Source organism: Ruegeria sp. G5, assembly GCF_056533365.1.
The window spans coordinates 192,835-218,168 of the sequence record NZ_JBQFOK010000007.1; the positions used below are offsets into that span (position 1 = coordinate 192,835).

The window sequence follows — 25,334 nt, forward strand, 5'->3', positions numbered from 1 at the left end:
TATGACGGCGCAGATGACCTCTGGTACTGCGGCCTGTCCGGGGTGCATTGCGGCACCGGTGGAACCGGCACGTCCGATCCCGCAGGATGTGCAGATTGCGTTGTCACTGCCCGGAATTCACTGCTCGGCTTGTATCGCGACAGTTGAACGGGAACTGAACGCGCAGCCCGGCGTCGAAGATGCGCGCGTCAACCTGACGCTGAAACGCGCGATGATCAAAGCGAGCGCGGACCTGCGTGCCGCCGATCTGATCCCCGTGCTGGAACGCGCTGGGTACGAAGCGCATGAATTGGATCCCGGCGCATTGTCGGCGACGCAATCTGATAGGGCGGGGCGCGATCTGCTGATGCGGTTGGCAGTCGCGGGCTTCGCATCAATGAACGTGATGCTGTTGTCCGTTTCGGTCTGGTCCGGCGCGGCAGATGCCACCCGAGACATGTTCCATTGGATTTCGGCTGCTATCGCGCTGCCCGCGATCGCATTTGCCGGGCAGCCCTTTTTCGTCAATGCCTGGAGCGCGCTGCGGGTTCGTCGACTGAACATGGACGTTCCCATTGTGCTGGCGATCCTTCTGGCCCTAATGACGTCCCTTTGGGAAACCGCGCTGAGTGGCGAGCATGCCTATTTCGACGCGGCCCTTACATTGACCTTTTTTCTTCTGGCTGGTCGATACCTTGATTATCGCACACGCGCTGCGGCCCGATCTGCGGCCGAAGAGTTGACCGCGCTGGAGGTCCCGCGTGCCATTCGCGTGGTGGGAGGTGTCGAAGAAGAAGTCGCCGTTGCCACGCTGAATGTGGGCGATCTGATCCTTGTGCGCCCCGGCGGGCGCATGCCCGTGGACGGTGAAATCGTTGCGGGTCAGTCCGAACTGGACCGGTCTTTGCTGACTGGGGAAACACTGCCTGTCTTTGCGCAAACGGGTCAACCTGTCAGCGCGGGTGAGGTCAACCTGACCGGCCCCCTGACCATTCGGGCGACTGCGGTGGGCGAAGATACCTCGCTACATCGCATGGCTGATCTTGTGGCCATCGCTGAATCCGGGCGGTCGCGTTACACCTCGCTGGCCGACAAGGCGGCCAAGCTCTATGCGCCGGGGGTTCACATCCTGTCGGCGCTTAGTTTTGTGGGCTGGTATATCTATTCCGGCGATATCCGTACCGCGCTGAACATCGCCGCTGCCGTGCTGATCATCACCTGCCCCTGTGCGCTTGGTCTGGCTGTGCCTGCGGTGACCACGGCGGCCTCGGGTCGGTTGTTCCGGAAGGGGATGCTGATCAAACATGCCACCGCACTGGAACGTCTGGCCGAGGTCGACACGGTGGTCTTCGACAAGACAGGCACCTTGACCACGGGCACGCCAGAGCTGACCAATTTGGGCGACCATTCCCGCGCCAACCTTGAGATCGCATTGGCTTTGGCAGAAGCGTCATCGCACCCCCTGTCCGTTGCTTTGACCAGGTCCGCACGCGCGGCCGGTGTTAAACCGGCAACCCTTAGGGACGTCACCGAGGTTCCGGGGTATGGTACCGAAGGCAATTGGCGCGGTCAGATTGTTCGCCTGGGGCGCGCGCAATGGACGGGTGCTGAAGAGGGTGATCAGACCGCAGCATGGCTTTCTGTCGCTGGGCAGGAGCCCGTTGCATTCCTGTTTTCAGACAGTCTGCGCCCGGGCGCAACCGAGGCCGTACAAGCGTTCCGCGATGCCGGCAAAGAGGTCATCCTGATCTCAGGCGACACACAGGGTGCGGTTCAGGCGCTGGCTGGCAAGTTGGGCATCGAAAACTGGATCGCACAGGCGCTGCCGGAAGATAAGGCCAAACGCGTACAGAGCTTGAGCGATCAGGGTCGGCACGTCCTTATGGTGGGTGACGGTTTGAATGATACGGCCGCATTGGCTGCGGCGCATGTATCGATCTCTCCGGCGTCGGCGTTGGATGCGGCGCGGGTTGCTTCGGACATCGTGCTTTTGGGCAATGACCTCTCGCCGATAGCAGATGCCTGTGACACGGCTGTGAAGGCCACGAAACGGATTCGGGAAAACTTCCGCATTGCGACTGTTTATAATATCATTGCAGTGCCCTTGGCTGTGGTAGGCTTGGCAACTCCGCTGATTGCGGCGCTCGCGATGTCGACCTCGTCGATCACCGTGTCTCTGAACGCCCTGCGTGTAAGGTAAGCATATGGAAGTTCTGGCCTATCTGATACCGATTTCCCTGTTCCTGGGCGGGGTTGGGTTGGTGGCGTTTGTGTACACGGTCCGCTCGAACCAGTATGACGACCCCGAAGGTGACGCGCGGCGCATCCTGAGTGACGAATGGGATGACAAGCCCAAGCCTTGACAGCCCTTGAAATTGCCGCAATGCCCGGTTATGTCCCGCGTATCCGCTAGCAGAGAGAACCACGCCAAATGGCCACCACAAACCCGATCCAGTTCATTCAGCAAGTCCGTGCCGAAGTCGCAAAGGTCGTCTGGCCGACGCGGCGCGAAGTTCTGCTGACCACGGTCATGGTGTTCATCATGGCGGCCCTGACTGCCGTGTTCTTTGCGCTGGTCGATCTGGGTATTCGGGGCGGCCTGCAATTGATCCTTGGGGCATTTGGCTAAACCTGCTCAGGTGGGGTGTAATCACTGCTTCCCCCTTGCACCGCGCGCGATGTCCTTGTAGGTCACGCGGAACTATTCGGAATGGGCGTGCGGCGATTCGGACCGCGCGCCGCTTTTTATTCCGGGTGACGCAATAGAATTTCAACGACGGGCGCAGTCGCGGCCCAAAGGCAAACAAGGACGACAGGTTCATGGCGAAACGGTGGTACTCGGTCAGCGTTCTTTCGAATTTCGAAAAGAAGATCGCAGAGCAGATCCGCACGTCGGTGGCAGAGCACGGCCTTGAGGATGACATTGACGAAGTTCTGGTGCCCACCGAAGAGGTGATCGAAGTGCGCCGGGGCAAAAAGGTCACGACCGAACGCCGTTTCATGCCCGGTTATGTTCTGGTGCATATGGAGATGTCGGATCAGGGCTATCACCTTGTGAACTCGATCAACCGTGTCACCGGGTTCCTTGGCCCGCAAGGCCGCCCGATGCCGATGCGTGATGCCGAGGTGAACCAGATCCTCAACCGCGTTCAGGAAGGCGAAGAAGCGCCCAAGCTGATGATCAGTTTCGAGGTCGGCGAAAAGGTCAAGGTCAACGACGGCCCGTTCGAGGATTTCGACGGTATGGTCGAGGGCGTGGACGACGAGAACCAGAAGCTGAAAGTTTCGGTTTCCATCTTCGGTCGCGAAACCCCAGTCGAGCTGGACTTTACGCAGGTCACCAAGCAGAGCTGATCAAGCCCTGCTGCATGAATAAAACGCCGCGATGCACAAGCAACCGCGGCGTTTTTCATTCTGGTAACGCTGGCGTCGCCAGCCTTGTGTGATCCGCCTTATTGCGCCTGCACCATCGCGGCACGCAAGAGCTCGGGTCGATCAGTTTGAGATGGCAGGAAAACGGCCTGCGATCCAGCGTCCAGTGCTGACAGGCTTGAATCATACCACTGCATGGCAAGGTCCCGGCGCTCTGGCACTCCGAACCCTTCGCGCAGGTGATGGCCGATCAACTCGCCATAGGCAGGCTCGCCCATTGCGACCAGCATCAGGGCAGATCCAACTGCTGTGTCCATGTTGTCTTGGCGGTAACCAATCGCGAGGCAAACCTTGCTGGTTGCGGCAAGGTCCTCGGGGCTCAGGCCAGAATCCAAGGCAAGCTTGCGCATTTGCGTCTCGGCATCTGTCTTGGAGTGCAGGGCCAAGGCATCGACCTGGGCTTTGATCATCTCACCATAGGAATTGCATTGCGCAGTGATCTGGTCGGGTGTAAGCCCCTGAATATCCTGTATCAGGTCTTCTCCACGCGCCATTGCATAGCTGCGAGCAAGGCAGAACTGCTCGCTCAGTGCGAAATCGGGGTCAGACATGTTTGCCAAGGTCGTGTAGCCGCCATTGGTCGATGTCTGGAGCATCACCGCACTGCAACGGTTGGCCAGAGAAGGCCGCGCCGTGCCACCAGCAAATAAGCTTGGAAGACTGCCGCTCGATGCGGTTTCAGTCGACGCGGTCTCGACCGGTGCAGCCGCTGGAACGGCCTCTGGCTGAGGCGTCGCGACCGGCGTGACCGGGGCAGGTGCCTGTGGTGCGGCTGCCAGCGCAGCTCCGCTATGGACCTGTTGGCGATAAGCGAACAAAAGCGGCTGGCCCGACAATTGCGTTGCGGCCTGACCACCGCTTGTCGCCCAGAAGTACGCCTGATTCAGAAAGTCACTTTGGTAGGGCGGAAAGTCGTATCCATTCACCGGATAGCCCATCGAAGCCTGATAGCGTTCGATGGCCGACCGTGTGCCGCGTCCAACCTGACCATCGACGCGCCCGGCATTATACCCAAAATAGTTGAGCGCCGTCTGGGTCTGTGCGCCTTGTGAGGTTGAAGGAATGCCCGGTCGGTAAGTCCGCGTTGTCGTCGTCGTGCGGCTTTGCTTCTTTCCTTGCTCTTTACCGATTGCGTAGCCGATGACACCACCCACAACGGCACCGCCCAGGATTTCACCCGCGTCCGCCCGAACGATCTGCGGGGCGGTAACAGCAAGCGAGAACGCAGTACCCAGCGTTGCGATTGATCGAAAAATCATAATAAACCTCCGCCAAAAATACCTTATTTCCGGAACTATAGCACAGCTGTTCCTATTGCGGAGGCGCAATGGGCAAGATGTGATCTTCACCCTGTCGACAAAGCGATTTCGTTTTTTGTTCAGGGGGTTGGCTCGGAAAACCACCCGCAATTGCGGGTGTTAGTATAGATTGCCCTGGCAAACTTCAGCCGGGGCTGATTCGATAGCACACGTTGGGTCTTCACCCTCTTGCCAACCCCAACATTCCCTTGTAAACGCCGCCTCTATCGTCTTCGGGCGAGATTCTCTCGTGGGAGATTGCAGGGATCGCGATCCCGGATCGGACCACGCAACATAAACCGGGTGGAACGCGTTTCACCTACGTTGAAAGGAAAACCAAATGGCCAAGAAGCTTGCTGGTACAATGAAGCTGCAGGTTCCTGCAGGTCAGGCGAACCCGTCGCCGCCAGTTGGTCCGGCGCTGGGTCAGCGCGGCATCAACATCATGGAATTCTGCAAGGCGTTCAACGCCAAGACCGCAGACATGGAGCCCGGCGCACCGTGCCCGACCGTGATCACCTATTATCAGGACAAGTCCTTCACCATGGACATCAAGACGCCGCCCGCGTCTTATTACCTGAAAAAAGCCGCAGGTCTGAAGCCGGTTGGTAAGCGTAACCGCCCCCGTGGCGCGGAAAACCCCGGTCGTGAGACCGTGGCCACCGTGACCTCGAAGCAGGTTCGCGAAATCGCCGAAGCCAAAATGAAAGATCTAAACGCCAACGACGTCGAAGGCGCAATGCAGATCATCCTGGGCTCGGCCCGCTCTATGGGCATCGAGGTGAAGTAAGATGGCAAAACTTGGAAAACGCACCCGCGCTGCGCGCGAAGCTGTCGCCGGCAAGGAAAACCTGTCGATCGAAGACGCTGTTGCCCTGGTCAAAGCCAACGCAACCTCGAAATTCGACGAGACCATCGAAATCGCAATGAACCTGGGCGTTGACACCCGTCACGCTGACCAGATGGTTCGCGGCGTTGTTGGCCTGCCCAACGGCACCGGTAAAGCGATGCGCGTTGCAGTATTTGCTCGTGGCCCCAAGGCTGACGAAGCGAAAGAAGCAGGCGCAGACATCGTTGGCGCAGAAGACCTGATGGAAACCATTCAGGGCGGCACCATCGAATTCGATCGCTGCATTGCCACCCCGGACATGATGCCGATCGTCGGTCGTCTGGGTAAGGTTCTGGGCCCCCGCAACCTGATGCCGAACCCCAAAGTTGGCACCGTGACCATGGACGTTAAAGCAGCCGTGGAAGCAGCAAAGGGCGGTGAAGTTCAGTTCAAGGCGGAAAAAGGCGGCGTTGTGCACGCAGGCGTTGGCAAAGCGTCGTTTGACGAAGCCAAGCTGGCTGAAAACGTTCGCGCATTCGTCTCGGCTGTGGCCAAGGCCAAGCCGTCGGGCGCCAAAGGCACCTACATGAAGAAAATCGCGCTGAGCTCTACCATGGGCCCGGGCGTGACTTTGGATGTGGCGGCTGCTGCAGGCGAATAAGCCTGGTTGTTACCGTATGAATAGAACCCGGGTCGCCCGCGCGGCCCGGGTTTTTTCATGCCTGATCAGAAATAGGCGCGTAAAACACTAGCCTCTCGGGCGTTGATCGTTGCAGCCGCGGTTTCTCCGAAAGAATGTTCGCCAAATTCGAGTTCAGGAAACAAGGCAAGGATCTCGGATTGCTGAGCCTTTGACAGCGCGTGCTTTGCACTGCCGCCGTAGTAATAGCTTTCGGTCAGTGCACCATTTGACCGCACGATATGGTGTCGATCAAACATGAAATGGGTATAGGTCACTTCGTCCATTTCCTGCACCGCAATACCGGGCAAGCCACAAAGATGCTTGGCGGCAACGAACACTTCGGACGCGCCGAACAACATACTGGTCGCGGGTGACGAAACCAATACTCGGTGTTGCTGCGATACGACTAGCCTGCTGGCGTTTCCAGTTGCGCCCGCTTCGATCACGACGGGTGCAAAGGCTCCATGGCCTGTCACTTTGGTTGTGCCAATCCAGAGGATAGGTTGATATCCTGCGTCCCGGGTCCAAACCGATTGGCCGCGTTTCAGATCGGCGACGTCGACTTCGCCATCGTCGGTCTGAATAAACGTGCCGGGGCCAAAGCAGGGAATGTAGTCATCATAAGGTGAGCTGCCCGCATTGGAACCGGACACTTTGATGTAGGACGTGCCCGAAACCAAAGGAGCGGACGTAGCATAACCCCATACGTCAGATGTGATCCCGTTTTGGGAAAACACGTAAACCTCGATTTCAGGCCCGGTCGGGTTTCCGTCGTCATCAAGGGCGCGCACGACGATAATGGACTCAGATTCAACCGGCGTTCCGTTTGCAACCAGCCCGCCACCGTCCGTTATGATATGAGCGCCCGCTTGGTCGTCGTTGAACACATCCGGGCTTCCGCCGGTGTCGTCCAACGTGACTGTGGTGCCCGTTCCACCGGAATAGGCAAATATCGTGCCGTCGGGTGTGTCCGAGTTATTGATGATCGGATCGCCCACTATAGCGCCATTGGGACTTGAGGTGACGACAAGGCTGGAACTGTCCTGAGCGAAAAAACTGCGAATGACCATGTGTGTTCAACAACCTTGTAGAAATCAGCGGATGCGGTCTGTGCCGACGGCTGCCGCAAAAACCCTCTTTCAACGAAAGAGTTATCTGATGTGAGTTCCTTGGCGCCAGTATTTTAAAGTAGGCGGACCACACATTTTCGTCAGGATGCGATCATCGGTTAATCCGGGCCGGAAATCTGAAACGCTGAGCGTAATCTTTGGCCCAGTCGTGTGCGTTTATCGGTCTCGTATGGGCTGCAGGTATGGTCTATTTGCCAAAGTGCCAGCCAGTCTTTCAACAACCGACCCCTGATGCAAAAGTCCAGAATACCCATATGTACAGGATGCCTGTAACGGCGGAAGAACATCTCTTTGTTGGTTTTGAGGATTCCGCTGCGATCAACGCTGTCAGACGCGCCATCCCGGAACACGTCTGATTTTAGAAAATCCACGATATCGTACACGGCCAGCTTGGTGCGCGCTTCGGTGAAATCCAGACCGATCATTTGACCTTGCCCCACGATCAGGTTCTGAGCGTGAAAATCCCCGTGGCTAAAGACTTGGGTTTCCGGGATGCCTTTCAGGCGTGGTATATCGGCCTGCAATTCATCCAGCATTGCACGGCTTTCTTGTTGGATGGGCAAAGGTACTGTTTGCGTCAATTCCTGAATGCTGTCGGTCATCCATTTGGGTCGAAAACCATACTCTTTCACCGGTTGGTAGTTATGCAGATCATTCAGCCATTCCCCGGCGCGTCGGTAAATCTGTGCGACACGATCATCGTCGGGGCTGCTGTGGATCACATCGGCAGCCGTTGGTCGGTCGACATATTCGGTCACGAAAAACGCCTTGTTCGTGGACATGTAGACCGGCTGTACGACCCCAGACGCCTTGAAGCTTCGAAAATAGGTTGCAAGCTGGTTCAGGAAGTCAAATTCACCTTGAAGCCGACCGGTCTGAGGCGAGGTGGTGTCGATCTTCAGTGCATAGTCGCCGTTTGCAGTGGCAAGCCGAAGTAAAAAACGGGTGTCGCCAAAGTCATGAGAACGGTAGACACACTCATACCTGGAAACCTCTCCTGCTGGCCCATGCTGCGCAAACTCTTTGATTAACTGCGAAACCAGACGGTTTTCTTTTGGTGACAGGGTTGGCATTTACGGTCTGGCGGCAATTTCTAAACAGGAAGCGTTCCGCGCTGACAGGACCCCAGCCGGCAAGGTGTGTCAATACAGCGGCTGCCCTTTGGAAACGACGCTTGGAACAATGGTTGAAAAGCCCGACATTTGTGCGATTTACCCCTTGGAAACCTATGCCATCTGCCCTAAAGAGACTTGCGGAGTAAAGCGTGCGATTCGTCGTGCGCTTTATTTCGTTTCGTCCAAGACGGTGGGTGGTGCCATCTGGCCCCTTAATCTCCTGCCTGAGACGGGTAAGACCAAAGAATTCTGAGGGTCGCATTCCTCGGGCGCATTTTGGCCAATCCCGTAACAACGGACCTGAACGCTGTGGTTTCGACCGCAGCAAATATGAGCCGGGATGTCCAACATCCCAAACTTGGAGAGAACTGTGGATAGAGCCCAGAAAGAGAAAGTGGTCGAGGAACTCGGCCAAATCTTCGAAAGCTCTGGCGTCGTAGTGGTTGCTCACTACGCCGGTCTGACAGTTGCCGAGATGCAGGACCTTCGCGCACGTGCTCGTGACGCGGGTGGCTCCGTGCGTGTTGCCAAGAACAGGCTTGCCAAAATCGCCCTCGACGGAAAGCCATGTGAAAGCATTGGTGACCTGCTGACGGGTATGACCGTTCTGACCTATTCCGAAGACCCCGTGGCAGCAGCCAAGGTGGCAGAGGACTTCGCCAAAGAGAACCAAAAGTTCGAAATTCTTGGCGGTGCAATGGGCGAGAACGCTCTGGACCGGGCTGGTGTTACAGCCGTGTCGAAAATGCCGTCGCGTGAAGAGCTTATTGCTTCGATCGTGGGCTGCATCGGCGCGCCTGCTTCGAACATCGCCGGTGCCATTGGCGCACCTGCAAGCAACATCGCAAGCATCCTTTCCACCATCGAAGAGAAGGCGGAAGCTGCGTAAGCGGTTGGCACTGAATGATCTGCGTAGGGAATACTCCCTGACGTTGGAACACACACTGTAAACGGAAAGAGCTGATAAAATGGCTGATCTGAAAGCACTCGCAGAAAGCATCGTGGGTCTGACCCTGCTGGAAGCACAAGAACTGAAAACCATCCTCAAAGACGAATACGGCATCGAGCCCGCAGCTGGCGGCGCCGTAATGGTTGCAGCTAGTGGCGACGCCGGTGGCGCAGCTGAGGAAGAAAAAACCGAATTCGACGTCGTTCTGAAGAACGCCGGCGCTTCGAAAATCAACGTGATCAAAGAAGTTCGCGGCATCACCGGTCTGGGCCTGAAAGAAGCCAAAGAGCTGGTTGAAGCTGGCGGCAAGATCAAAGAAGGCGTTGACAAGGCAGAAGCCGAAGAAGTCAAAGCCAAGCTGGAAGCAGCTGGCGCCGAAGTCGAGCTGGCCTAAGCCTGCTTACAGGCACATCGCTGATGTGTCGAACAATTTGGCTGGGTCCGGAGAAATCCGGGTCCAGCCGAACCTGTCTTAGAAAGGGCCTCAATCAAGGGGGCGTTTTCTAAGGCACGGTTTTCGGATCGGGAGGCCACCTTCGGGACGGTGGCCACGAATTGATCCGGACGTGTCGTCTCGAATGTGCAAGATGCCGGGGCCCGACGGTGTCTTTGCCCGCTGAGAACATCGAAAGGTGACATCTGACATGGCTCAAACGTTCCTTGGCCAGAAACGTCTTCGTAAATATTACGGCAAAATCCGCGAAGTGCTGGAGATGCCGAACCTCATTGAGGTCCAGAAATCTTCTTATGATCTTTTCCTGCGCTCCGGCGATGCTGAACAGCCCACAGACGGCGAAGGCATCAAAGGTGTGTTCCAGTCGGTTTTCCCGATCAAGGATTTCAACGAAACCTCCGTTCTGGAGTTCGTGAAATACGATCTGGAAAAACCCAAATACGACGTCGAAGAGTGCATGCAGCGCGACATGACCTACAGCGCGCCGCTGAAGGTTACTCTGCGTCTGATCGTGTTTGATGTGGATGAGGACACCGGCGCGAAATCGGTCAAAGACATCAAAGAACAGGACGTGTTCATGGGCGATATGCCCCTGATGACACCGAACGGCACGTTCATCGTGAACGGTACCGAGCGTGTGATCGTCAGCCAGATGCACCGTTCGCCCGGTGTGTTCTTTGACCACGACAAGGGCAAGACCCATTCCTCGGGCAAGCTGCTGTTTGCCTGCCGCATCATCCCGTATCGCGGCAGCTGGCTGGACTTTGAGTTCGACGCCAAGGACATCGTGTTCGCCCGTATCGACCGTCGCCGCAAGCTGCCTGTAACGACCCTGCTATATGCGCTGGGTCTGGATCAGGAAGCGATCATGGACGCGTATTACAACACCGTGTCCTACAAGCTGGACAAGAAGAAAGGCTGGGTCACGCCGTTCTTCCCCGAGCGTGTGCGCGGCACCCGTCCGACATACGATCTGATCGACGCGAAATCGGGTGAAGTGATTGCCGAAGCGGGCAAGAAAGTCACCCCGCGCGCGGTCAAAAAGCTGATCGACGAAGGTGCTGTCACCGACCTGCTGGTGCCCTTCGATAACATCGTCGGCAAGTATGTCGCCAAGGACATCATCAACGAAGAAAACGGCGCGATCTATGTCGAAGCCGGTGATGAGCTGACGCTGGAATATGACAAGGACGGCGACCTGATCGGCGGCACTGTCAAGGATCTGATGGATGCGGGCATCACCGATATCCCGGTTCTGGACATCGACAACGTCAATGTCGGCCCCTACATGCGCAACACCATGGCTCAGGACAAGAACATGAGCCGCGAAACCGCGCTGATGGACATCTACCGCGTCATGCGCCCGGGCGAACCGCCCACCGTCGAAGCGGCCTCGGCCTTGTTCGACACCCTGTTCTTCGACAGCGAGCGTTATGACCTGTCCGCCGTTGGCCGCGTGAAAATGAACATGCGTCTGGCTCTGGACGCGCCGGACACCCTGCGTACCCTGCGCCGCGAAGACATCGTGGCCTGCATCAAGGCGCTGGTGGAACTGCGTGATGGCAAAGGCGATGTGGACGATATCGACCACCTCGGCAACCGTCGTGTGCGTTCGGTCGGCGAACTGATGGAAAACCAGTACCGCGTTGGCCTGCTGCGTATGGAGCGCGCGATCAAAGAGCGTATGTCGTCGGTCGAGATCGACACTGTCATGCCGCAGGATCTGATCAACGCGAAACCGGCTGCGGCTGCTGTTCGCGAATTCTTCGGCTCGTCGCAGCTGTCGCAGTTCATGGACCAGACCAACCCGCTGTCGGAAGTCACCCACAAACGCCGCCTCTCGGCGCTTGGCCCCGGTGGTCTGACACGTGAGCGTGCGGGCTTTGAGGTGCGCGACGTGCACCCGACCCACTATGGCCGGATGTGCCCGATTGAAACGCCCGAAGGTCCGAACATCGGTCTGATCAACTCGCTGGCCACCTTTGCCCGCGTCAACAAGTATGGCTTCATCGAAACACCCTACCGCGTTGTCAAAGACGCCGAGGTGACCGATGAGGTTCACTACATGTCCGCAACCGAGGAAATGCGTCACACCGTGGCGCAGGCGAACGCGACTCTGGATGCGGATGGCAAGTTCATCAACGATCTGGTGTCGACCCGTCAGGCCGGTGACTACACCCTTGCCCCGCGCGAGAATGTAGACCTGATCGACGTGTCGCCGAAACAGCTGGTTTCGGTTGCTGCATCGCTGATCCCGTTCCTTGAAAATGACGACGCCAACCGCGCTCTGATGGGCTCGAACATGCAACGTCAGGCGGTTCCGCTGCTGCGGGCCGAGGCACCGCTGGTCGGTACCGGGATCGAGGAAAAGGTTGCGATCGACTCAGGTGCTGCGATTCAGGCGAAACGCGCCGGTATCATCGACCAGGTCGATGCCCAGCGTATCGTTATCCGCGCGACCGAGGATCTGGAACTGGGCGACGCTGGCGTTGACATCTATCGTCTGCGCAAATTCCAGCGTTCGAACCAGAACACCTGCATCAACCAGCGTCCGCTGATCAAGGTGGGTGACACCGTCCAAAAGGGTGAGGTCATTGCCGACGGTCCGTCGACCGATATGGGTGAACTGGCCCTTGGTAAGAACGTGGTCGTCGCGTTCATGCCGTGGAACGGTTACAACTACGAAGACTCGATCCTGATCTCGGAACGTATCGCGCGGGACGACGTCTTTACCTCGGTCCATATCGAGGAGTTTGAAGTCGCCGCCCGTGACACCAAGCTGGGCCCGGAAGAGATCACCCGCGACATCCCGAACGTGGGTGAAGAAGCGCTGCGCAACCTCGACGAGGCTGGCATCGTTTACATCGGTGCGGATGTTGAGCCGGGCGATATTCTGGTCGGCAAGATCACTCCGAAGGGCGAAAGCCCGATGACTCCGGAAGAAAAGCTGCTGCGCGCCATCTTTGGTGAGAAAGCATCTGACGTGCGCGACACCTCGCTGCGCGTGAAGCCGGGCGATTACGGTACGGTCGTTGAGGTCCGCGTCTTCAACCGTCACGGCGTCGAGAAAGACGAGCGTGCGCTGCAGATCGAGCGTGAGGAAGTCGAACGTCTGGCCCGTGACCGGGACGACGAGCTGGCGATCCTGGACCGCAACATCTATGCGCGTCTGCAGGGCCTGATCCTTGGCAAAACCGCTGTCAAAGGCCCGAAAGGCGTCAAGGCAGGGTCGGTGATCACCGAGGATCTGCTGGAAACCCTGACCCGCGGTCAGTGGTGGCAGCTGGCGCTGGAAGGCGAGCAAGACGCACAGATCGTTGAGGCTCTGAACGAGCAGTACGAAGTGCAAAAGCGTGCTCTGGACGCCCGTTTCGAAGACAAGGTCGAGAAAGTCCGCCGTGGCGACGACCTGCCCCCGGGTGTGATGAAGATGGTCAAAGTCTTCATCGCCGTGAAGCGCAAGCTGCAGCCGGGCGACAAGATGGCCGGTCGTCACGGGAACAAAGGTGTGATCTCCAAGGTTGTTCCGATGGAAGACATGCCGTTCCTGGCCGATGGTACGCCGGTTGACTTCTGTCTGAACCCGCTGGGCGTGCCTTCGCGTATGAACGTTGGTCAGATCCTTGAAACCCACATGGGTTGGGCCGCACGCGGTCTGGGTCTGAACATCGATGATGCTCTGGGTGAATACCGTCGTTCTGGCGACCTGACCCCGGTGCGCGAAGCGATGAAGCTGGCCTATGGCGAGAATGTCTACGAAGAAGGCATCACCGGTCTGGACGAGGATGACCTGATCGAGGCTGCGGGCAACGTGACCCGCGGTGTTCCGATCGCAACCCCTGTCTTCGACGGTGCCAAAGAGGCGGACGTCAACGACGCGCTGGTGCGTGCGGGCTTCTCGGAAAGCGGTCAGTCGGTTCTGTTCGACGGTCGCACCGGTGAGCAATTTGCACGTCCGGTGACCGTGGGCATCAAATACCTGCTGAAACTGCACCACCTTGTGGACGACAAGATCCACGCGCGTTCGACCGGGCCGTACAGCCTGGTTACCCAGCAGCCGCTGGGTGGTAAGGCGCAGTTCGGTGGTCAGCGCTTTGGTGAGATGGAGGTCTGGGCTCTGGAAGCTTACGGCGCCGCCTACACCCTGCAGGAGATGCTCACCGTGAAATCGGATGACGTCGCCGGCCGGACCAAGGTCTATGAGTCGATCGTCAAGGGCGAGGATAACTTTGAAGCGGGCGTACCGGAATCGTTCAACGTTCTGGTGAAAGAAGTCCGTGGCCTCGGCCTAAATATGGAACTCCTGGATGCGGAGGTTGAGGAGTAAGGGCGCTGCCCTTTCTCCCGTCCCCCCTTCCGCAAGATTTGAGGTAACAAATGAACCAGGAAATCACCAACAACCCGTTCAACCCGCTGACGCCCCCGAAGGTCTTTGACGAGATCAAGGTCTCGCTGGCGTCGCCCGAGCGGATCCTGTCTTGGTCCTATGGCGAGATCAAGAAACCCGAAACCATCAACTACCGGACGTTCAAGCCCGAGCGTGACGGTCTGTTCTGCGCGCGTATCTTTGGCCCGATCAAAGACTACGAGTGTCTGTGCGGCAAATATAAGCGGATGAAGTATCGCGGCGTTGTCTGCGAAAAATGCGGCGTGGAAGTCACCCTGCAGAAAGTACGTCGTGAGCGTATGGGCCACATCGAACTGGCCGCGCCTGTTGCACACATCTGGTTCCTGAAATCGCTGCCGTCCCGCATCGGTCTGATGCTGGACATGACGCTGCGTGATCTGGAACGCGTTCTCTACTTTGAAAACTACGTCGTCATCGAGCCCGGTCTGACCGACCTGACCTACGGCCAGATGCTGACCGAAGAAGAGTACATGGATGCGCAGGATGCCTATGGCATGGACGCGTTCACCGCCAATATCGGTGCGGAAGCCATTCGTGAGATGCTGGCCCAGATCGATCTGGAAGCCGAAGCCGAGCAGCTGCGCGCTGATCTGGCCGAAGCAACCGGCGAGTTGAAGCCCAAAAAGATCATCAAGCGTCTGAAGGTTGTTGAATCCTTCCTCGAGTCGGGCAACCGGCCCGAGTGGATGGTTATGACCGTGATCCCGGTCATTCCGCCGGAACTGCGTCCGCTGGTTCCGCTGGATGGTGGCCGTTTCGCGACCTCGGATCTGAACGATCTGTATCGCCGCGTCATCAACCGGAACAACCGTCTGAAGCGTCTGATCGAACTGCGCGCACCTGACATCATCGTCCGCAACGAAAAGCGGATGCTGCAGGAATCCGTTGACGCTCTGTTCGACAACGGCCGTCGTGGCCGCGTGATCACCGGCGCCAACAAGCGCCCGCTGAAATCGCTGTCGGACATGCTGAAAGGGAAACAGGGTCGCTTCCGTCAGAACCTTCTGGGTAAGCGCGTCGACTTCTCGGGCCGTTCGGTTATTGTGACCGGTCCGGAGCTTAAGCTGCACCAGTGTGGTCTGCCCAAGAAGATGGCGTTGGAGCTGTTCAAGCCGTTCATCTACTCGCGCCTTGAGGCCAAGGGTCTGTCTTCGACCGTGAAGCAGGCGAAGAAACTGGTCGAAAAAGAGCGTCCCGAAGTGTGGGATATCCTCGACGAGGTGATCCGCGAACACCCTGTCATGCTGAACCGTGCGCCGACGCTGCACCGTCTTGGCATTCAGGCGTTCGAGCCGGTTCTGATCGAAGGTAAAGCCATCCAGCTGCACCCGCTGGTCTGTTCGGCCTTTAACGCCGACTTCGACGGTGACCAGATGGCCGTTCACGTGCCGCTGAGCCTTGAGGCGCAGCTGGAAGCCCGTGTTCTGATGATGTCGACGAACAACGTTCTGTCGCCTGCAAACGGCGCGCCGATCATCGTTCCGTCGCAGGATATGATCCTGGGTCTGTACTATGTGACCCTGGAACGCGAAGGCATGCCGGGCGAAGGCAAAGTGTTCGGGTCTATCGACGAAGTTCAGCACGCGCTGGATTCTGGCGAAGTGCATCTGCACTCCAAAATCACCGCGCGGATCACACAGATCGACGACGAAGGCAACGAAGTTCAGAAGCGTTTCGAGACCACTCCGGGCCGTCTGCGTCTGGGTGCCTTGCTGCCGATGAACAACAAAGCGCCGTTCGAACTGGTCAACCGTCTGCTGCGGAAGAAAGAAGTGCAGCAGGTGATCGACACCGTCTACCGCTATTGCGGTCAGAAAGAGTCGGTTATCTTCTGTGACCAGATCATGTCGATGGGCTTCAAAGAAGCGTTCAAGGCGGGCATCTCGTTCGGTAAGGACGACATGGTCATTCCCGATGACAAGTGGGGCATCGTTGATGACACCCGCGGTCAGGTGAAGGACTTTGAACAGCAGTACATGGACGGCCTGATCACTCAGGGCGAAAAGTACAACAAAGTTGTCGATGCCTGGTCGAAGTGTAACGACCGCGTCACCGAAGCCATGATGTCGACGATCTCGTCGTCGGATCGGGCAGAGGATGGTTCTGAGCAGGAACCGAACTCGGTCTACATGATGGCTCACTCGGGTGCGCGTGGCTCGGTCACTCAGATGAAACAGCTGGGCGGTATGCGCGGCCTGATGGCCAAGCCGAACGGTGACATCATCGAGACGCCGATCATCTCGAACTTTAAAGAAGGTCTGACCGTTCTCGAGTACTTCAACTCGACCCACGGTGCCCGTAAGGGTCTGTCGGATACCGCGCTTAAGACGGCGAACTCGGGTTACCTGACCCGTCGTCTGGTGGACGTGGCGCAGGACTGCATCGTTCGTGAGATCGACTGTGGCACCGAGCGTGCGATCACTGCCGAAGCCGCGGTGAACGACGGTGAGGTTGTCGCCTCGCTGGCCGAACGTGTGCTGGGCCGTGTGGCCGCAGACGATGTCCTGCGTCCGGGCACCGATGAGGTGATCGTGGCTGCAGGTCAGCTGATCGACGAGCGCATGGCAGATACCATCGACGAAGCCGGTGTTGCCTCGATGCGCATCCGCTCGCCTCTGACCTGTGAGTCCGAGGAAGGCGTTTGTGCAACCTGCTACGGTCGTGACCTTGCACGCGGTACCATGGTGAACACAGGTGAAGCTGTCGGCATCATCGCCGCGCAGTCCATCGGTGAACCCGGTACACAGCTGACCATGCGGACCTTCCACATCGGTGGTGTTGCGCAAGGTGGTCAGCAGTCGTTCCAGGAAGCCAACCAGGAAGGTGTTGTCGCGTTCGAGAACCCGCAGATCCTGGTCAATGCGGCAGGCGAAAGCCTGGTCATGGGTCGGAACATGAAGCTGGTGATCAACGACGAGCATGGCGAAGAGCGTGCCAGCTTCAAGCTGGGCTACGGCTCGAAACTGTTCGTCAAGGACGGCACCAAGGTTGCCCGTGGCGACAAGCTGTTCGAATGGGATCCCTACACCCTGCCGATCATCGCCGAGAAAGCCGGTACTGCGAAATACGTTGACCTTGTGTCGGGCCTGGCTGTCCGCGACGAGACCGACGAAGCAACTGGTATGACCCAGAAGATCGTGATCGACTGGCGCGCCGCCCCCAAAGGCAGCGACCTCAAGCCTGAGATTATTCTGGTCGGCGAAGATGGCGAGCCGGTCCGCAACGATGCGGGCAACCCGGTTCACTATCCGATGTCGGTGGATGCGATCCTGTCGGTCGAAGATGGCCAGCAGATCGAGGCCGGTGACGTTGTCGCGCGTATCCCGCGTGAAGGTGCCAAGACCAAGGACATCACCGGTGGTCTGCCGCGTGTGGCCGAACTGTTCGAAGCGCGTCGTCCGAAAGATCACGCGATCATCGCCGAAGCCGATGGTTACGTGCGCTTTGGCCGCGACTACAAGAACAAGCGCCGCATCAGCATCGAACCGGCGGACGAGTCCATGGAGACCATCGAGTACATGGTGCCCAAGGGCAAGCACATCCCGGTCGCCGAAGGGGACTTCATCCAGAAGGGTGAATACCTGATGGACGGTAACCCGGCTCCGCATGACATCCTGTCCATCATGGGTGTCGAAGCGCTGGCGGATTACATGATCGACGAGGTGCAGGACGTCTACCGCCTGCAGGGCGTGAAGATCAACGACAAGCACATCGAGGTCATCGTGCGCCAGATGCTGCAGAAGTGGGAGATCCTGGATTCAGGCGACACCACCCTGCTGAAAGGCGAACATGTCGACAAGCAAGAGTTCGACGCGGCCAACGAGAAGACGCTTCAGCGCGGTGGTCGTCCGGCACAGGGCGAGCCGATCCTTCTGGGGATCACCAAAGCCTCGCTGCAGACGCGTTCGTTCATCTCGGCGGCGTCGTTCCAGGAAACCACTCGTGTCCTGACCGAAGCGTCAGTACAGGGCAAAAAGGACAAGCTGGTTGGCCTGAAAGAGAACGTCATCGTCGGCCGCCTGATCCCCGCCGGTACTGGTGGAGCAACTCAGGCCGTGCGCCAGGTTGCGCAGTCGCGCGACAACGTCGTCATTGAGGCGCGCCGGGAAGAGGCTGAAGCGGCAGCTGCCCTGGCCGCTCCGGTCATCGACGACGACATGGTCGGTGACGAGCTGGACATCGTAATCGACGCGCCTGAAAGCCGCGAGTAAATCGCATAAGTACTAATGTAGAAAAGGCCCTTGCGAAATTGCAGGGGCCTTTTTTGTTCGTCAAATTTGATAGCAGTTTAATTGTGCAAATGGTCCAAACAGCCCCTTCGATTTGGACCAGAAAAATCGATTAGATGTTCTAAGAACCAAGATTAATGAACAAAAATCCTAGCGACATCACGATGAACGCGCCGGTTGCGAACCAGTTCAGGACGAGCTTTCCGCTAAATGCGCTCCGATAGACACCTCTAATAAACAAGGTGGGAATGGAGACAAACCAACCAACGGAAAGTAGAGCAACTGGCATGCCAAAAGCGCCCGGTGAATCGCTGTTTTTTATAGATTCCGGTGCAAGATCGGAAATTGCCTGAAGGTTGTAGAACAGGAAAAAAACGATAAACGAGCTGAGAGCACCCCAAAACATGAGATCAAGCCTAATGGTAGGAGCTGCAGATTTCTGAGTACGAATCTTGGGCTGTTGGGAACTGGTTTGATAGCGGCGTGGTTGTTTTGCGAATGCCTGAGAACCTTTCTCGAACATAATCACTCCATAAAATAAACATTCAAACTCTGAGCAGTTTCCGCACGTCTGCATGAATTGCAAATTAATTCTTCGAGGAAGGAATTGATATTTTACGTCGCACAAAATTCTCATCAATGAGAGTGCACTTTCGCGCAAACTTCGCGCATCCTTTTTCTTTTGAACGATCAGGAAAAATAATAGCCATTGCGGTTGCAGATGCAGGTGCTTGTTCGAGCTAGGCACTGAACGGGTCTGCCATGTTAAAGGCGTATTGACTTGTGGCTCTGCATCATCGCGAATGCGCAGGGATAAATAGATTTTTTGGTTTTGAGCACGTTTTAGATGACCCCAAACTTAAAAGGCGCGCTGTTGATGATGGGCAGCATGGCGGGTTTCACCATCAATGACAGTCTGATCAAGCTGGCGGGTGATCAGATACCTCTGTTTCAGATGGTGGCCATGCGGGGGGTGGTGGCGACGTTTCTTGTCTTTCTGATGGCACGGTACCTTGGGGCGTTGCATCTGAATTTCCCGCATCATGACAAATGGCTGATTGCCGCGCGCTGTGTGGCCGAGTTGTCGGCTACATTCTTTTTCCTGACGGCGCTTTTGCACATGCCTCTGGCAAATGTGACGGCGGTATTGCAGGCCTTGCCGCTGACCGTGACGTTGGGGGCGGTGCTGTTTTTTCGTGAACGGATCGGATGGCGGCGGGTGTTGGCTATTGTACTGGGGTTCATCGGGATGTTGCTGATCGTGCGTCCGGGCCCCGAGGGGTTCGATATCTATGCGATTTATGCGCTGATTGCGGTCGTATCCGTTACGATCCGCGATCTGATTACGCGGCGGATGTCCGTCCATGTGCCCTCGCTTGCTGTGACCCTTGCGACCTCGCTGACCATCACGCTGTCCGCCGGGATCGCCGCGTCTGTGTCAGGCTGGCAGCCGGTGCCCCCTGCGGCCGGTGCCATGATTGCCTGCGCGGCGGTGTTCGTGCTGGCGGGGTATCTGTGCAGCGTCATGGTCATGCGCGAAGGCGACGTGGGGTTCATCGCGCCGTTTCGCTATTCAAGCCTGATCTGGGCGCTGGCCCTGGGCTGGTTGGTGTTCGGGGACTGGCCGGATGCCATCACTCTGCTGGGCGCGGGCCTGGTCGTCGGGGCCGGGCTGTTCACACTATTGCGTGAAAGACGGACTCATGCGGGTGAATGAGCCCGCCGAACCGCATCCTGATCAATGGCAAAGCGCGCGATGAATTCGCCCTCAAGCTCGGGCGTCAGGGGGGAAAGCTCGGTTGCGCTGTTGCGCGCGTGCGGAGAGTCATTGAACTGGTTCAACGTCCGCACCCACATGGGCGCGTCGGGGTAGCTGACCGCCGGCATGAAATTCCCGATCCGGTTGTGGGTGAAGTTCATGATCGTCAGCTCGCATCCCCCGCGCACATGCATGGCAAAGCCAATCCCCAGCAGGGACCGAAAGACGGGCGCCGCCTGAATGCCATCGGCCCCGAACCTGGCCAGAAACCCCTGATTGTAGTCGATGGCGACGGTCTTGTTGTTTTGCAGCAAGCTTTTGTTTTCATCAGCAGCGATGCGCAGGCGTTCGATGAAATCCACCGATACGGCGTCATCGTCGTCATGACGGAACTGAATGCACGGCGCGTCGAGATTGTCGCGTGCGGCGTTCAGCACGTCTTTCATCACACGGCGGTGACGCATCGGACGGCGAGCGATTATCTCAACCTGTTTCATTCCCGCGGTCAGGTCATGAAGCCGATCAAGGGCGGGTTTGGGCAGGCATTCCCCGATGACGATCTTTAACTGGTAGTCTTCGTCCGTCTGCTCTTGCAAACACGGCAGGGTGGTGGTTTCAAACAGGCGGAACCGTTCCTCAAGCCGCGCGGGGTTGTAGAGATAGGCGCGGCGTTCCTCGATCGTTTCATGTTCGACCTGAAAGCCGCCATGGGCAGGGTAGGAAAAGCGGCACAGGCCGATGATTTGCATGATTCATCCGTGGTTCAGACCGTCGCCGCGACTATGCCCGCGCGTCCCGAAACCCGCAACGGGTCATGGGGCTGGCATGTGCTGGCAACAGTGGATAAATCGACGTAACACGGCCTGTGGCGAAGCAGCTCGGGTGTACTGTTGACACTTGGTCCGACTCCCCTTAATACGCGCCCATCTCGGTACCGGGGGCCGCCCCAAAACCGATCTCAGTAATGGACTGGTCAAGACCCGGACAATTTTGCAGTTCGCGTCCTCTGATAACCAACCGCGACGTTCACCTCGGAATGGGAACGCTCGCGGGTTTTGCGCTTGTGGACGCATGAGTGCAGCGAATTTAACCGCACGCAACCCGCGTGCATGTCATGTGTGTTGCAAAACGGGGAAGAAACCGGAATGCCAACTATTCAACAGCTGATCCGCAAACCGCGGCAGCCCAAAGTAAAACGCTCGAAGTCCATGCACCTGGAGCAGTGCCCGCAGAAACGCGGCGTCTGCACCCGTGTGTATACCACCACACCGAAAAAGCCGAACTCGGCTATGCGTAAGGTTGCCAAAGTGCGCCTGACCAACGGGTTCGAGGTCATCTCGTACATCCCCGGTGAAAGCCACAACCTGCAGGAACACTCGGTTGTTCTGATCCGTGGCGGCCGTGTAAAAGACCTTCCCGGTGTGCGTTACCACATCCTGCGCGGTGTTCTGGATACTCAGGGCGTCAAAGATCGTAAGCAACGTCGTTCGAAATACGGCGCGAAGCGTCCCAAGTAAGAAGGAGAGGCTGATATGTCACGTCGTCACGCCGCCGAAAAACGCGAAGTCCTGCCTGACGCCAAATTTGGCGACAAGGTTCTGACCAAATTCATGAACAACCTGATGATCGACGGCAAGAAGTCGGTCGCAGAGCGCATCGTTTACAACGCGTTTGACCGCGTTGAGAACAAGGTAAAGCGCGCTCCTGTCGAAGTGTTCCACGAAGCACTCGACAACATCAAACCGTCGGTCGAGGTTCGCTCGCGCCGCGTTGGTGGTGCAACCTATCAGGTTCCGGTCGAAGTGCGCCCCGAGCGCCGCGAAGCACTGGCCATCCGCTGGCTGATCACTGCTGCGCGTGGCCGTAACGAAAACACCATGGAAGAACGCCTCGCCGGCGAACTGCTGGACGCTGTACAGTCCCGCGGGACCGCCGTGAAGAAGCGCGAAGACACCCACAAGATGGCCGAGGCGAACAAAGCCTTCAGCCACTACCGTTGGTAATTCAGAGGCTTATCAAAAATGGCACGCGAATATCCGCTCGAACTGTACCGTAACTTCGGTATCATGGCGCACATCGACGCAGGTAAGACCACCTGCTCGGAGCGTATCCTGTATTACACTGGTAAATCCCACAACATCGGTGAGGTGCACGATGGTGCAGCCACCATGGACTGGATGGAACAGGAGCAGGAACGCGGCATCACCATCACTTCGGCTGCGACCACCACCTTCTGGGAACGCACCGAGGACGGTCAGACCGCCGATACCCCTAAGCACCGCCTGAACATCATCGACACCCCCGGCCACGTTGACTTCACCATCGAAGTTGAGCGTTCGCTGGCGGTTCTCGACGGTGCCGTCTGCGTTCTGGACGCAAACGCAGGTGTTGAGCCCCAGACCGAAACCGTGTGGCGTCAGGCTGACCGCTACAAGGTTCCGCGTATGGTTTTCGTCAACAAGATGGACAAGATCGGCGCAGACTTCTTCAACTGCGTTCGCATGATCGAAGACCGCACCGGCGCACGCGCTGTTCCGGTTGGTATTCCGATCGGCGCCGAGTCCGAGCTGGAAGGTCTGATTGACCTGGTCACCATGGAAGAGTGGCTGTGGCAGGGCGAAGATCTGGGCGCAAGCTGGATCAAAGCCCCCATCCGCGACAGCCTGAAAGACATGGCTGACGAATGGCGCGGCAAGATGATCGAAGCGGCCGTCGAAATGGACGACGACGCGATGATGGAATACCTGGAAGGCAATGAGCCCGACGTTCCGACCCTGCGCGCCCTGCTGCGCAAAGGTACCCTGGACATCGCGTTTGTTCCGGTTCTGGGTGGTTCAGCGTTCAAGAACAAAGGCGTTCAGCCGCTGCTCAACGCTGTGATCGACTATCTGCCCAGCCCGCTGGACGTTGTTGATTACATGGGCTTCAAACCCGGCGACGAGGAAGAAGTTCGTGACATCGCCCGTCGTGCAGACGACGCAATGGCCTTCTCGGGTCTGGCGTTCAAAATCATGAATGACCCCTTTGTTGGCTCGCTGACCTTCACTCGGATCTACTCGGGCACCATGAACAAGGGTGACTCGATCCTGAACTCGACCAAAGGTAAGAAAGAGCGCATCGGTCGTATGATGATGATGCACTCGAACAACCGGGAAGAGATCGAAGAAGCGTTTGCAGGCGACATCATCGCGCTGGCGGGTCTGAAAGACACCACCACCGGTGACACCCTGTGTGATGCGAAGGATCCGGTGGTTCTGGAAACCATGACCTTCCCCGATCCGGTGATCGAAATTGCGGTTGAGCCCAAAACCAAGGGCGACCAGGAAAAAATGTCTCAGGGTCTGGCCCGTCTGGCCGCCGAAGACCCCTCCTTCCGTGTGGAAACTGATCTGGAATCCGGTCAGACCATCATGAAAGGCATGGGCGAACTTCACCTGGACATCCTGGTTGACCGTCTGAAGCGCGAATTCAAGGTTGAAGCGAACATTGGTGCACCGCAGGTGGCCTATCGTGAAACCATCTCGATGCCGGTCGAGCACACCTACACCCACAAGAAACAGTCGGGTGGTTCGGGTCAGTTCGGTGAGGTTAAACTCGAGATCACTCCGACTGAGCCGGGCGAAGGTTACTCGTTCGAAAGCCGCATCGTTGGTGGTGCCGTTCCGAAGGAATACATCCCGGGTGTTGAAAAAGGCATCCAGTCGGTTATGGACAGCGGCCCTCTGGCTGGCTTCCCTGTGATCGACTTCAAGGTTGCCCTGCTGGACGGCAAGTTCCACGACGTTGACTCGAGCGTTCTGGCGTTCGAAATCGCGGCCCGTATGTGTATGCGTGAAGGCATGCGCAAAGCTGGCGCGAAACTGCTGGAACCGATCATGAAGGTCGAAGTGATCACCCCGGAAGAATACACCGGCGGTATCATCGGCGACCTGACCTCGCGTCGTGGCCAGGTGTCTGGTCAGGAACCGCGCGGCAACGCGATCGCGATCGACGCGTTCGTTCCGCTTGCGAACATGTTCGGCTACATCAACACCCTGCGTTCGATGTCGTCGGGCCGTGCCCAGTTCACCATGCAGTTCGACCACTACGATCCGGTTCCGCAGAATATCTCGGACGAGATCCAGGCGAAATACGCATAACCAAAGATTTGAGGGGGTCCGGTTTACGGGCTCCCTTCATTACCGAAAAAGGAGGCCATCATGGCAAAGGAAAAGTTTGAGCGTACAAAACCGCACGTCAACATCGGCACGATTGGCCACGTTGACCATGGTAAAACGACGCTGACCGCAGCGATCACCAAGTATTTCGGTGACTTCAAAGCGTATGACCAAATCGACGGTGCGCCGGAAGAGAAAGCGCGCGGCATCACCATCTCGACCGCCCACGTGGAATACGAGACAGACGCGCGTCACTATGCGCACGTTGACTGCCCCGGCCACGCCGACTACGTCAAGAACATGATCACCGGTGCCGCTCAGATGGACGGCGCGATCCTGGTTGTGAACGCCGCTGACGGCCCGATGCCGCAGACGCGCGAGCACATCCTGCTGGGCCGCCAGGTTGGCATCCCGAAGATGGTCGTGTTCCTGAACAAAGTTGACCAGGTCGACGACGAAGAGCTGCTGGAACTGGTTGAGATGGAAGTTCGCGAACTGCTGTCCAGCTACGAATACCCCGGCGACGATATTCCGATCGTTGCAGGTTCGGCTCTGGCTGCGATGGAAGGCAACAATCCGGAAATCGGCGAAGAGAAAATCAAGGAACTGATGGCGGCTGTTGATGACTACATCGACACGCCTGAGCGTGCTGTTGACCAGCCGTTCCTGATGCCGATCGAAGACGTGTTCTCGATCTCGGGTCGTGGTACTGTTGTTACGGGTCGTGTTGAGCGTGGCGTGATCAACGTTGGCGACGAGATTGAAATCGTTGGCATCCGCGACACTTCGAAAACCACCTGCACCGGCGTTGAGATGTTCCGTAAGCTGCTGGACCGCGGTGAAGCGGGCGACAACATCGGCGCGCTGCTGCGTGGTGTTGACCGTGACGGCGTTGAGCGTGGCCAGGTTCTGT

20 protein-coding genes are annotated in these 25,334 nt (G+C 57.6%); 15 read left to right on the forward strand and 5 right to left on the reverse strand.

Annotation, left to right across the window (positions count from 1 at the left end):
- The first annotated feature begins 1 nt into the window (after nt 1).
- The 4 genes from ACR0BD_RS13885 (at nt 2) to nusG (ending at nt 3,333) form a co-directional block, all read left to right on the forward strand.
- Nucleotides 2–2,179, forward strand: coding sequence for a heavy metal translocating P-type ATPase (locus ACR0BD_RS13885; RefSeq protein ID WP_480831265.1), 2,178 nt, complete (start codon nt 2–4; stop codon nt 2,177–2,179).
- A 4-nt stretch (nt 2,180–2,183) separates the two neighbouring features.
- The gene (ccoS, locus tag ACR0BD_RS13890; protein ID WP_170355309.1) at nt 2,184–2,342 is read left to right on the forward strand and encodes a cbb3-type cytochrome oxidase assembly protein CcoS; all 159 of its coding nucleotides are present in this window, start codon (nt 2,184–2,186) and stop codon (nt 2,340–2,342) included.
- 68 nt (nt 2,343–2,410) lie between these two features.
- Entirely contained in the window at nt 2,411–2,608 is a 198-nt protein-coding gene (gene secE / locus ACR0BD_RS13895) for a preprotein translocase subunit SecE (protein ID WP_171124314.1), read from the forward strand.
- Nucleotides 2,609–2,799: 191 nt separating this feature from the next.
- Nucleotides 2,800–3,333 (forward strand): transcription termination/antitermination protein NusG, encoded by a 534-nt coding sequence (gene nusG, locus ACR0BD_RS13900; protein WP_170355307.1) that lies wholly within the window; start codon nt 2,800–2,802, stop codon nt 3,331–3,333.
- Nucleotides 3,334–3,431: 98 nt separating this feature from the next.
- On the opposite strand, the gene ACR0BD_RS13905 is transcribed toward nusG, so the two are convergent.
- Nucleotides 3,432–4,670 (reverse strand): peptidoglycan-binding domain-containing protein, encoded by a 1,239-nt coding sequence (locus ACR0BD_RS13905; RefSeq protein WP_480831268.1) that lies wholly within the window; start codon nt 4,668–4,670, stop codon nt 3,432–3,434.
- Between the two features lie 379 nt (nt 4,671–5,049).
- Here ACR0BD_RS13905 and rplK point away from each other — a divergent pair, with 379 nt between their 5' ends.
- Complete coding sequence (gene rplK, locus ACR0BD_RS13910; RefSeq protein WP_010440985.1) at nt 5,050–5,499, forward strand: 50S ribosomal protein L11; 450 nt, start codon at nt 5,050–5,052, stop codon at nt 5,497–5,499.
- A 1-nt stretch (nt 5,500) separates the two neighbouring features.
- Nucleotides 5,501–6,199, forward strand: coding sequence for a 50S ribosomal protein L1 (gene rplA, locus ACR0BD_RS13915; RefSeq protein ID WP_170355304.1), 699 nt, complete (start codon nt 5,501–5,503; stop codon nt 6,197–6,199).
- Between the two features lie 65 nt (nt 6,200–6,264).
- Here rplA and ACR0BD_RS13920 read toward each other — a convergent pair whose 3' ends face one another.
- Together ACR0BD_RS13920 and ACR0BD_RS13925 are read right to left on the reverse strand one after the other, a co-directional pair.
- Complete coding sequence (locus ACR0BD_RS13920; RefSeq protein ID WP_480831271.1) at nt 6,265–7,290, reverse strand: Hint domain-containing protein; 1,026 nt, start codon at nt 7,288–7,290, stop codon at nt 6,265–6,267.
- Nucleotides 7,291–7,448: 158 nt separating this feature from the next.
- Entirely contained in the window at nt 7,449–8,423 is a 975-nt protein-coding gene (locus ACR0BD_RS13925) for an aminoglycoside phosphotransferase family protein (RefSeq protein WP_480831273.1), read from the reverse strand.
- Nucleotides 8,424–8,835: 412 nt separating this feature from the next.
- Between ACR0BD_RS13925 and rplJ the strand changes: the two genes are divergently transcribed.
- The 4 genes from rplJ to rpoC all read left to right on the forward strand — a co-directional run bounded on the left by rplJ (nt 8,836) and on the right by rpoC (nt 18,487).
- A complete protein-coding gene (gene rplJ / locus ACR0BD_RS13930) occupies nt 8,836–9,354 on the forward strand; it encodes a 50S ribosomal protein L10 (RefSeq protein WP_170385948.1) in 519 nt (172 codons plus the stop codon).
- Between the two features lie 79 nt (nt 9,355–9,433).
- On the forward strand, nt 9,434–9,808 hold the full coding sequence (gene rplL / locus ACR0BD_RS13935; RefSeq protein ID WP_480831275.1) for a 50S ribosomal protein L7/L12: 375 nt from the start codon (nt 9,434–9,436) through the stop codon (nt 9,806–9,808).
- A 250-nt stretch (nt 9,809–10,058) separates the two neighbouring features.
- Nucleotides 10,059–14,195: a DNA-directed RNA polymerase subunit beta gene (gene rpoB / locus ACR0BD_RS13940; protein WP_480831276.1), complete on the forward strand. Its 4,137-nt coding sequence runs from the start codon at nt 10,059–10,061 to the stop codon at nt 14,193–14,195.
- Between the two features lie 50 nt (nt 14,196–14,245).
- Nucleotides 14,246–18,487 (forward strand): DNA-directed RNA polymerase subunit beta', encoded by a 4,242-nt coding sequence (rpoC, locus tag ACR0BD_RS13945; protein WP_480831278.1) that lies wholly within the window; start codon nt 14,246–14,248, stop codon nt 18,485–18,487.
- A gap of 139 nt (nt 18,488–18,626) precedes the next feature.
- Here rpoC and ACR0BD_RS13950 read toward each other — a convergent pair whose 3' ends face one another.
- On the reverse strand, nt 18,627–19,028 hold the full coding sequence (locus ACR0BD_RS13950) for a hypothetical protein (protein WP_480831280.1): 402 nt from the start codon (nt 19,026–19,028) through the stop codon (nt 18,627–18,629).
- Nucleotides 19,029–19,352: 324 nt separating this feature from the next.
- On the opposite strand from ACR0BD_RS13950, the gene ACR0BD_RS13955 reads away from it, so the two are divergent.
- Nucleotides 19,353–20,222, forward strand: coding sequence for a DMT family transporter (locus ACR0BD_RS13955; protein WP_480831282.1), 870 nt, complete (start codon nt 19,353–19,355; stop codon nt 20,220–20,222).
- On the opposite strand, the gene ACR0BD_RS13960 is transcribed toward ACR0BD_RS13955, so the two are convergent.
- A complete protein-coding gene (locus ACR0BD_RS13960; RefSeq protein WP_480831283.1) occupies nt 20,207–21,013 on the reverse strand; it encodes a putative rhamnosyl transferase in 807 nt (268 codons plus the stop codon). The genes ACR0BD_RS13955 and ACR0BD_RS13960 overlap by 16 nt on opposite strands.
- A gap of 396 nt (nt 21,014–21,409) precedes the next feature.
- Between ACR0BD_RS13960 and rpsL the strand changes: the two genes are divergently transcribed.
- From rpsL to tuf, 4 genes are all read left to right on the forward strand, one after another.
- Entirely contained in the window at nt 21,410–21,781 is a 372-nt protein-coding gene (rpsL, locus tag ACR0BD_RS13965; protein ID WP_005621086.1) for a 30S ribosomal protein S12, read from the forward strand.
- Between the two features lie 15 nt (nt 21,782–21,796).
- On the forward strand, nt 21,797–22,267 hold the full coding sequence (rpsG, locus tag ACR0BD_RS13970) for a 30S ribosomal protein S7 (RefSeq protein WP_010441203.1): 471 nt from the start codon (nt 21,797–21,799) through the stop codon (nt 22,265–22,267).
- Between the two features lie 18 nt (nt 22,268–22,285).
- Nucleotides 22,286–24,403, forward strand: coding sequence for an elongation factor G (gene fusA / locus ACR0BD_RS13975; protein ID WP_171096025.1), 2,118 nt, complete (start codon nt 22,286–22,288; stop codon nt 24,401–24,403).
- A gap of 60 nt (nt 24,404–24,463) precedes the next feature.
- Nucleotides 24,464–25,334 (forward strand): elongation factor Tu (gene tuf, locus ACR0BD_RS13980; protein ID WP_480831285.1); only part of this gene is annotated, 871 nt, incomplete at its 3' end.

Coding starts and splice junctions, on each gene's coding strand:
- rpsG (WP_010441203.1), top strand. CDS start 21,797: ATGTCACGTCGTCACGCCGCCGAAAAACGCGAAGTCCTGCCTGACGCC.
- rplK (WP_010440985.1), top strand. CDS start 5,050: ATGGCCAAGAAGCTTGCTGGTACAATGAAGCTGCAGGTTCCTGCAGGT.
- secE (WP_171124314.1), top strand. CDS start 2,411: ATGGCCACCACAAACCCGATCCAGTTCATTCAGCAAGTCCGTGCCGAA.
- fusA (WP_171096025.1), top strand. CDS start 22,286: ATGGCACGCGAATATCCGCTCGAACTGTACCGTAACTTCGGTATCATG.
- rplL (WP_480831275.1), top strand. CDS start 9,434: ATGGCTGATCTGAAAGCACTCGCAGAAAGCATCGTGGGTCTGACCCTG.
- ACR0BD_RS13905 (WP_480831268.1), bottom strand. CDS start 4,670: ATGATTTTTCGATCAATCGCAACGCTGGGTACTGCGTTCTCGCTTGCT.
- ACR0BD_RS13920 (WP_480831271.1), bottom strand. CDS start 7,290: ATGGTCATTCGCAGTTTTTTCGCTCAGGACAGTTCCAGCCTTGTCGTC.
- rpsL (WP_005621086.1), top strand. CDS start 21,410: ATGCCAACTATTCAACAGCTGATCCGCAAACCGCGGCAGCCCAAAGTA.
- rplA (WP_170355304.1), top strand. CDS start 5,501: ATGGCAAAACTTGGAAAACGCACCCGCGCTGCGCGCGAAGCTGTCGCC.
- ACR0BD_RS13885 (WP_480831265.1), top strand. CDS start 2: ATGACGGCGCAGATGACCTCTGGTACTGCGGCCTGTCCGGGGTGCATT.
- rpoC (WP_480831278.1), top strand. CDS start 14,246: ATGAACCAGGAAATCACCAACAACCCGTTCAACCCGCTGACGCCCCCG.
- rpoB (WP_480831276.1), top strand. CDS start 10,059: ATGGCTCAAACGTTCCTTGGCCAGAAACGTCTTCGTAAATATTACGGC.
- ACR0BD_RS13955 (WP_480831282.1), top strand. CDS start 19,353: ATGACCCCAAACTTAAAAGGCGCGCTGTTGATGATGGGCAGCATGGCG.
- nusG (WP_170355307.1), top strand. CDS start 2,800: ATGGCGAAACGGTGGTACTCGGTCAGCGTTCTTTCGAATTTCGAAAAG.
- ACR0BD_RS13960 (WP_480831283.1), bottom strand. CDS start 21,013: ATGCAAATCATCGGCCTGTGCCGCTTTTCCTACCCTGCCCATGGCGGC.
- ACR0BD_RS13925 (WP_480831273.1), bottom strand. CDS start 8,423: ATGCCAACCCTGTCACCAAAAGAAAACCGTCTGGTTTCGCAGTTAATC.
- ccoS (WP_170355309.1), top strand. CDS start 2,184: ATGGAAGTTCTGGCCTATCTGATACCGATTTCCCTGTTCCTGGGCGGG.
- ACR0BD_RS13950 (WP_480831280.1), bottom strand. CDS start 19,028: ATGTTCGAGAAAGGTTCTCAGGCATTCGCAAAACAACCACGCCGCTAT.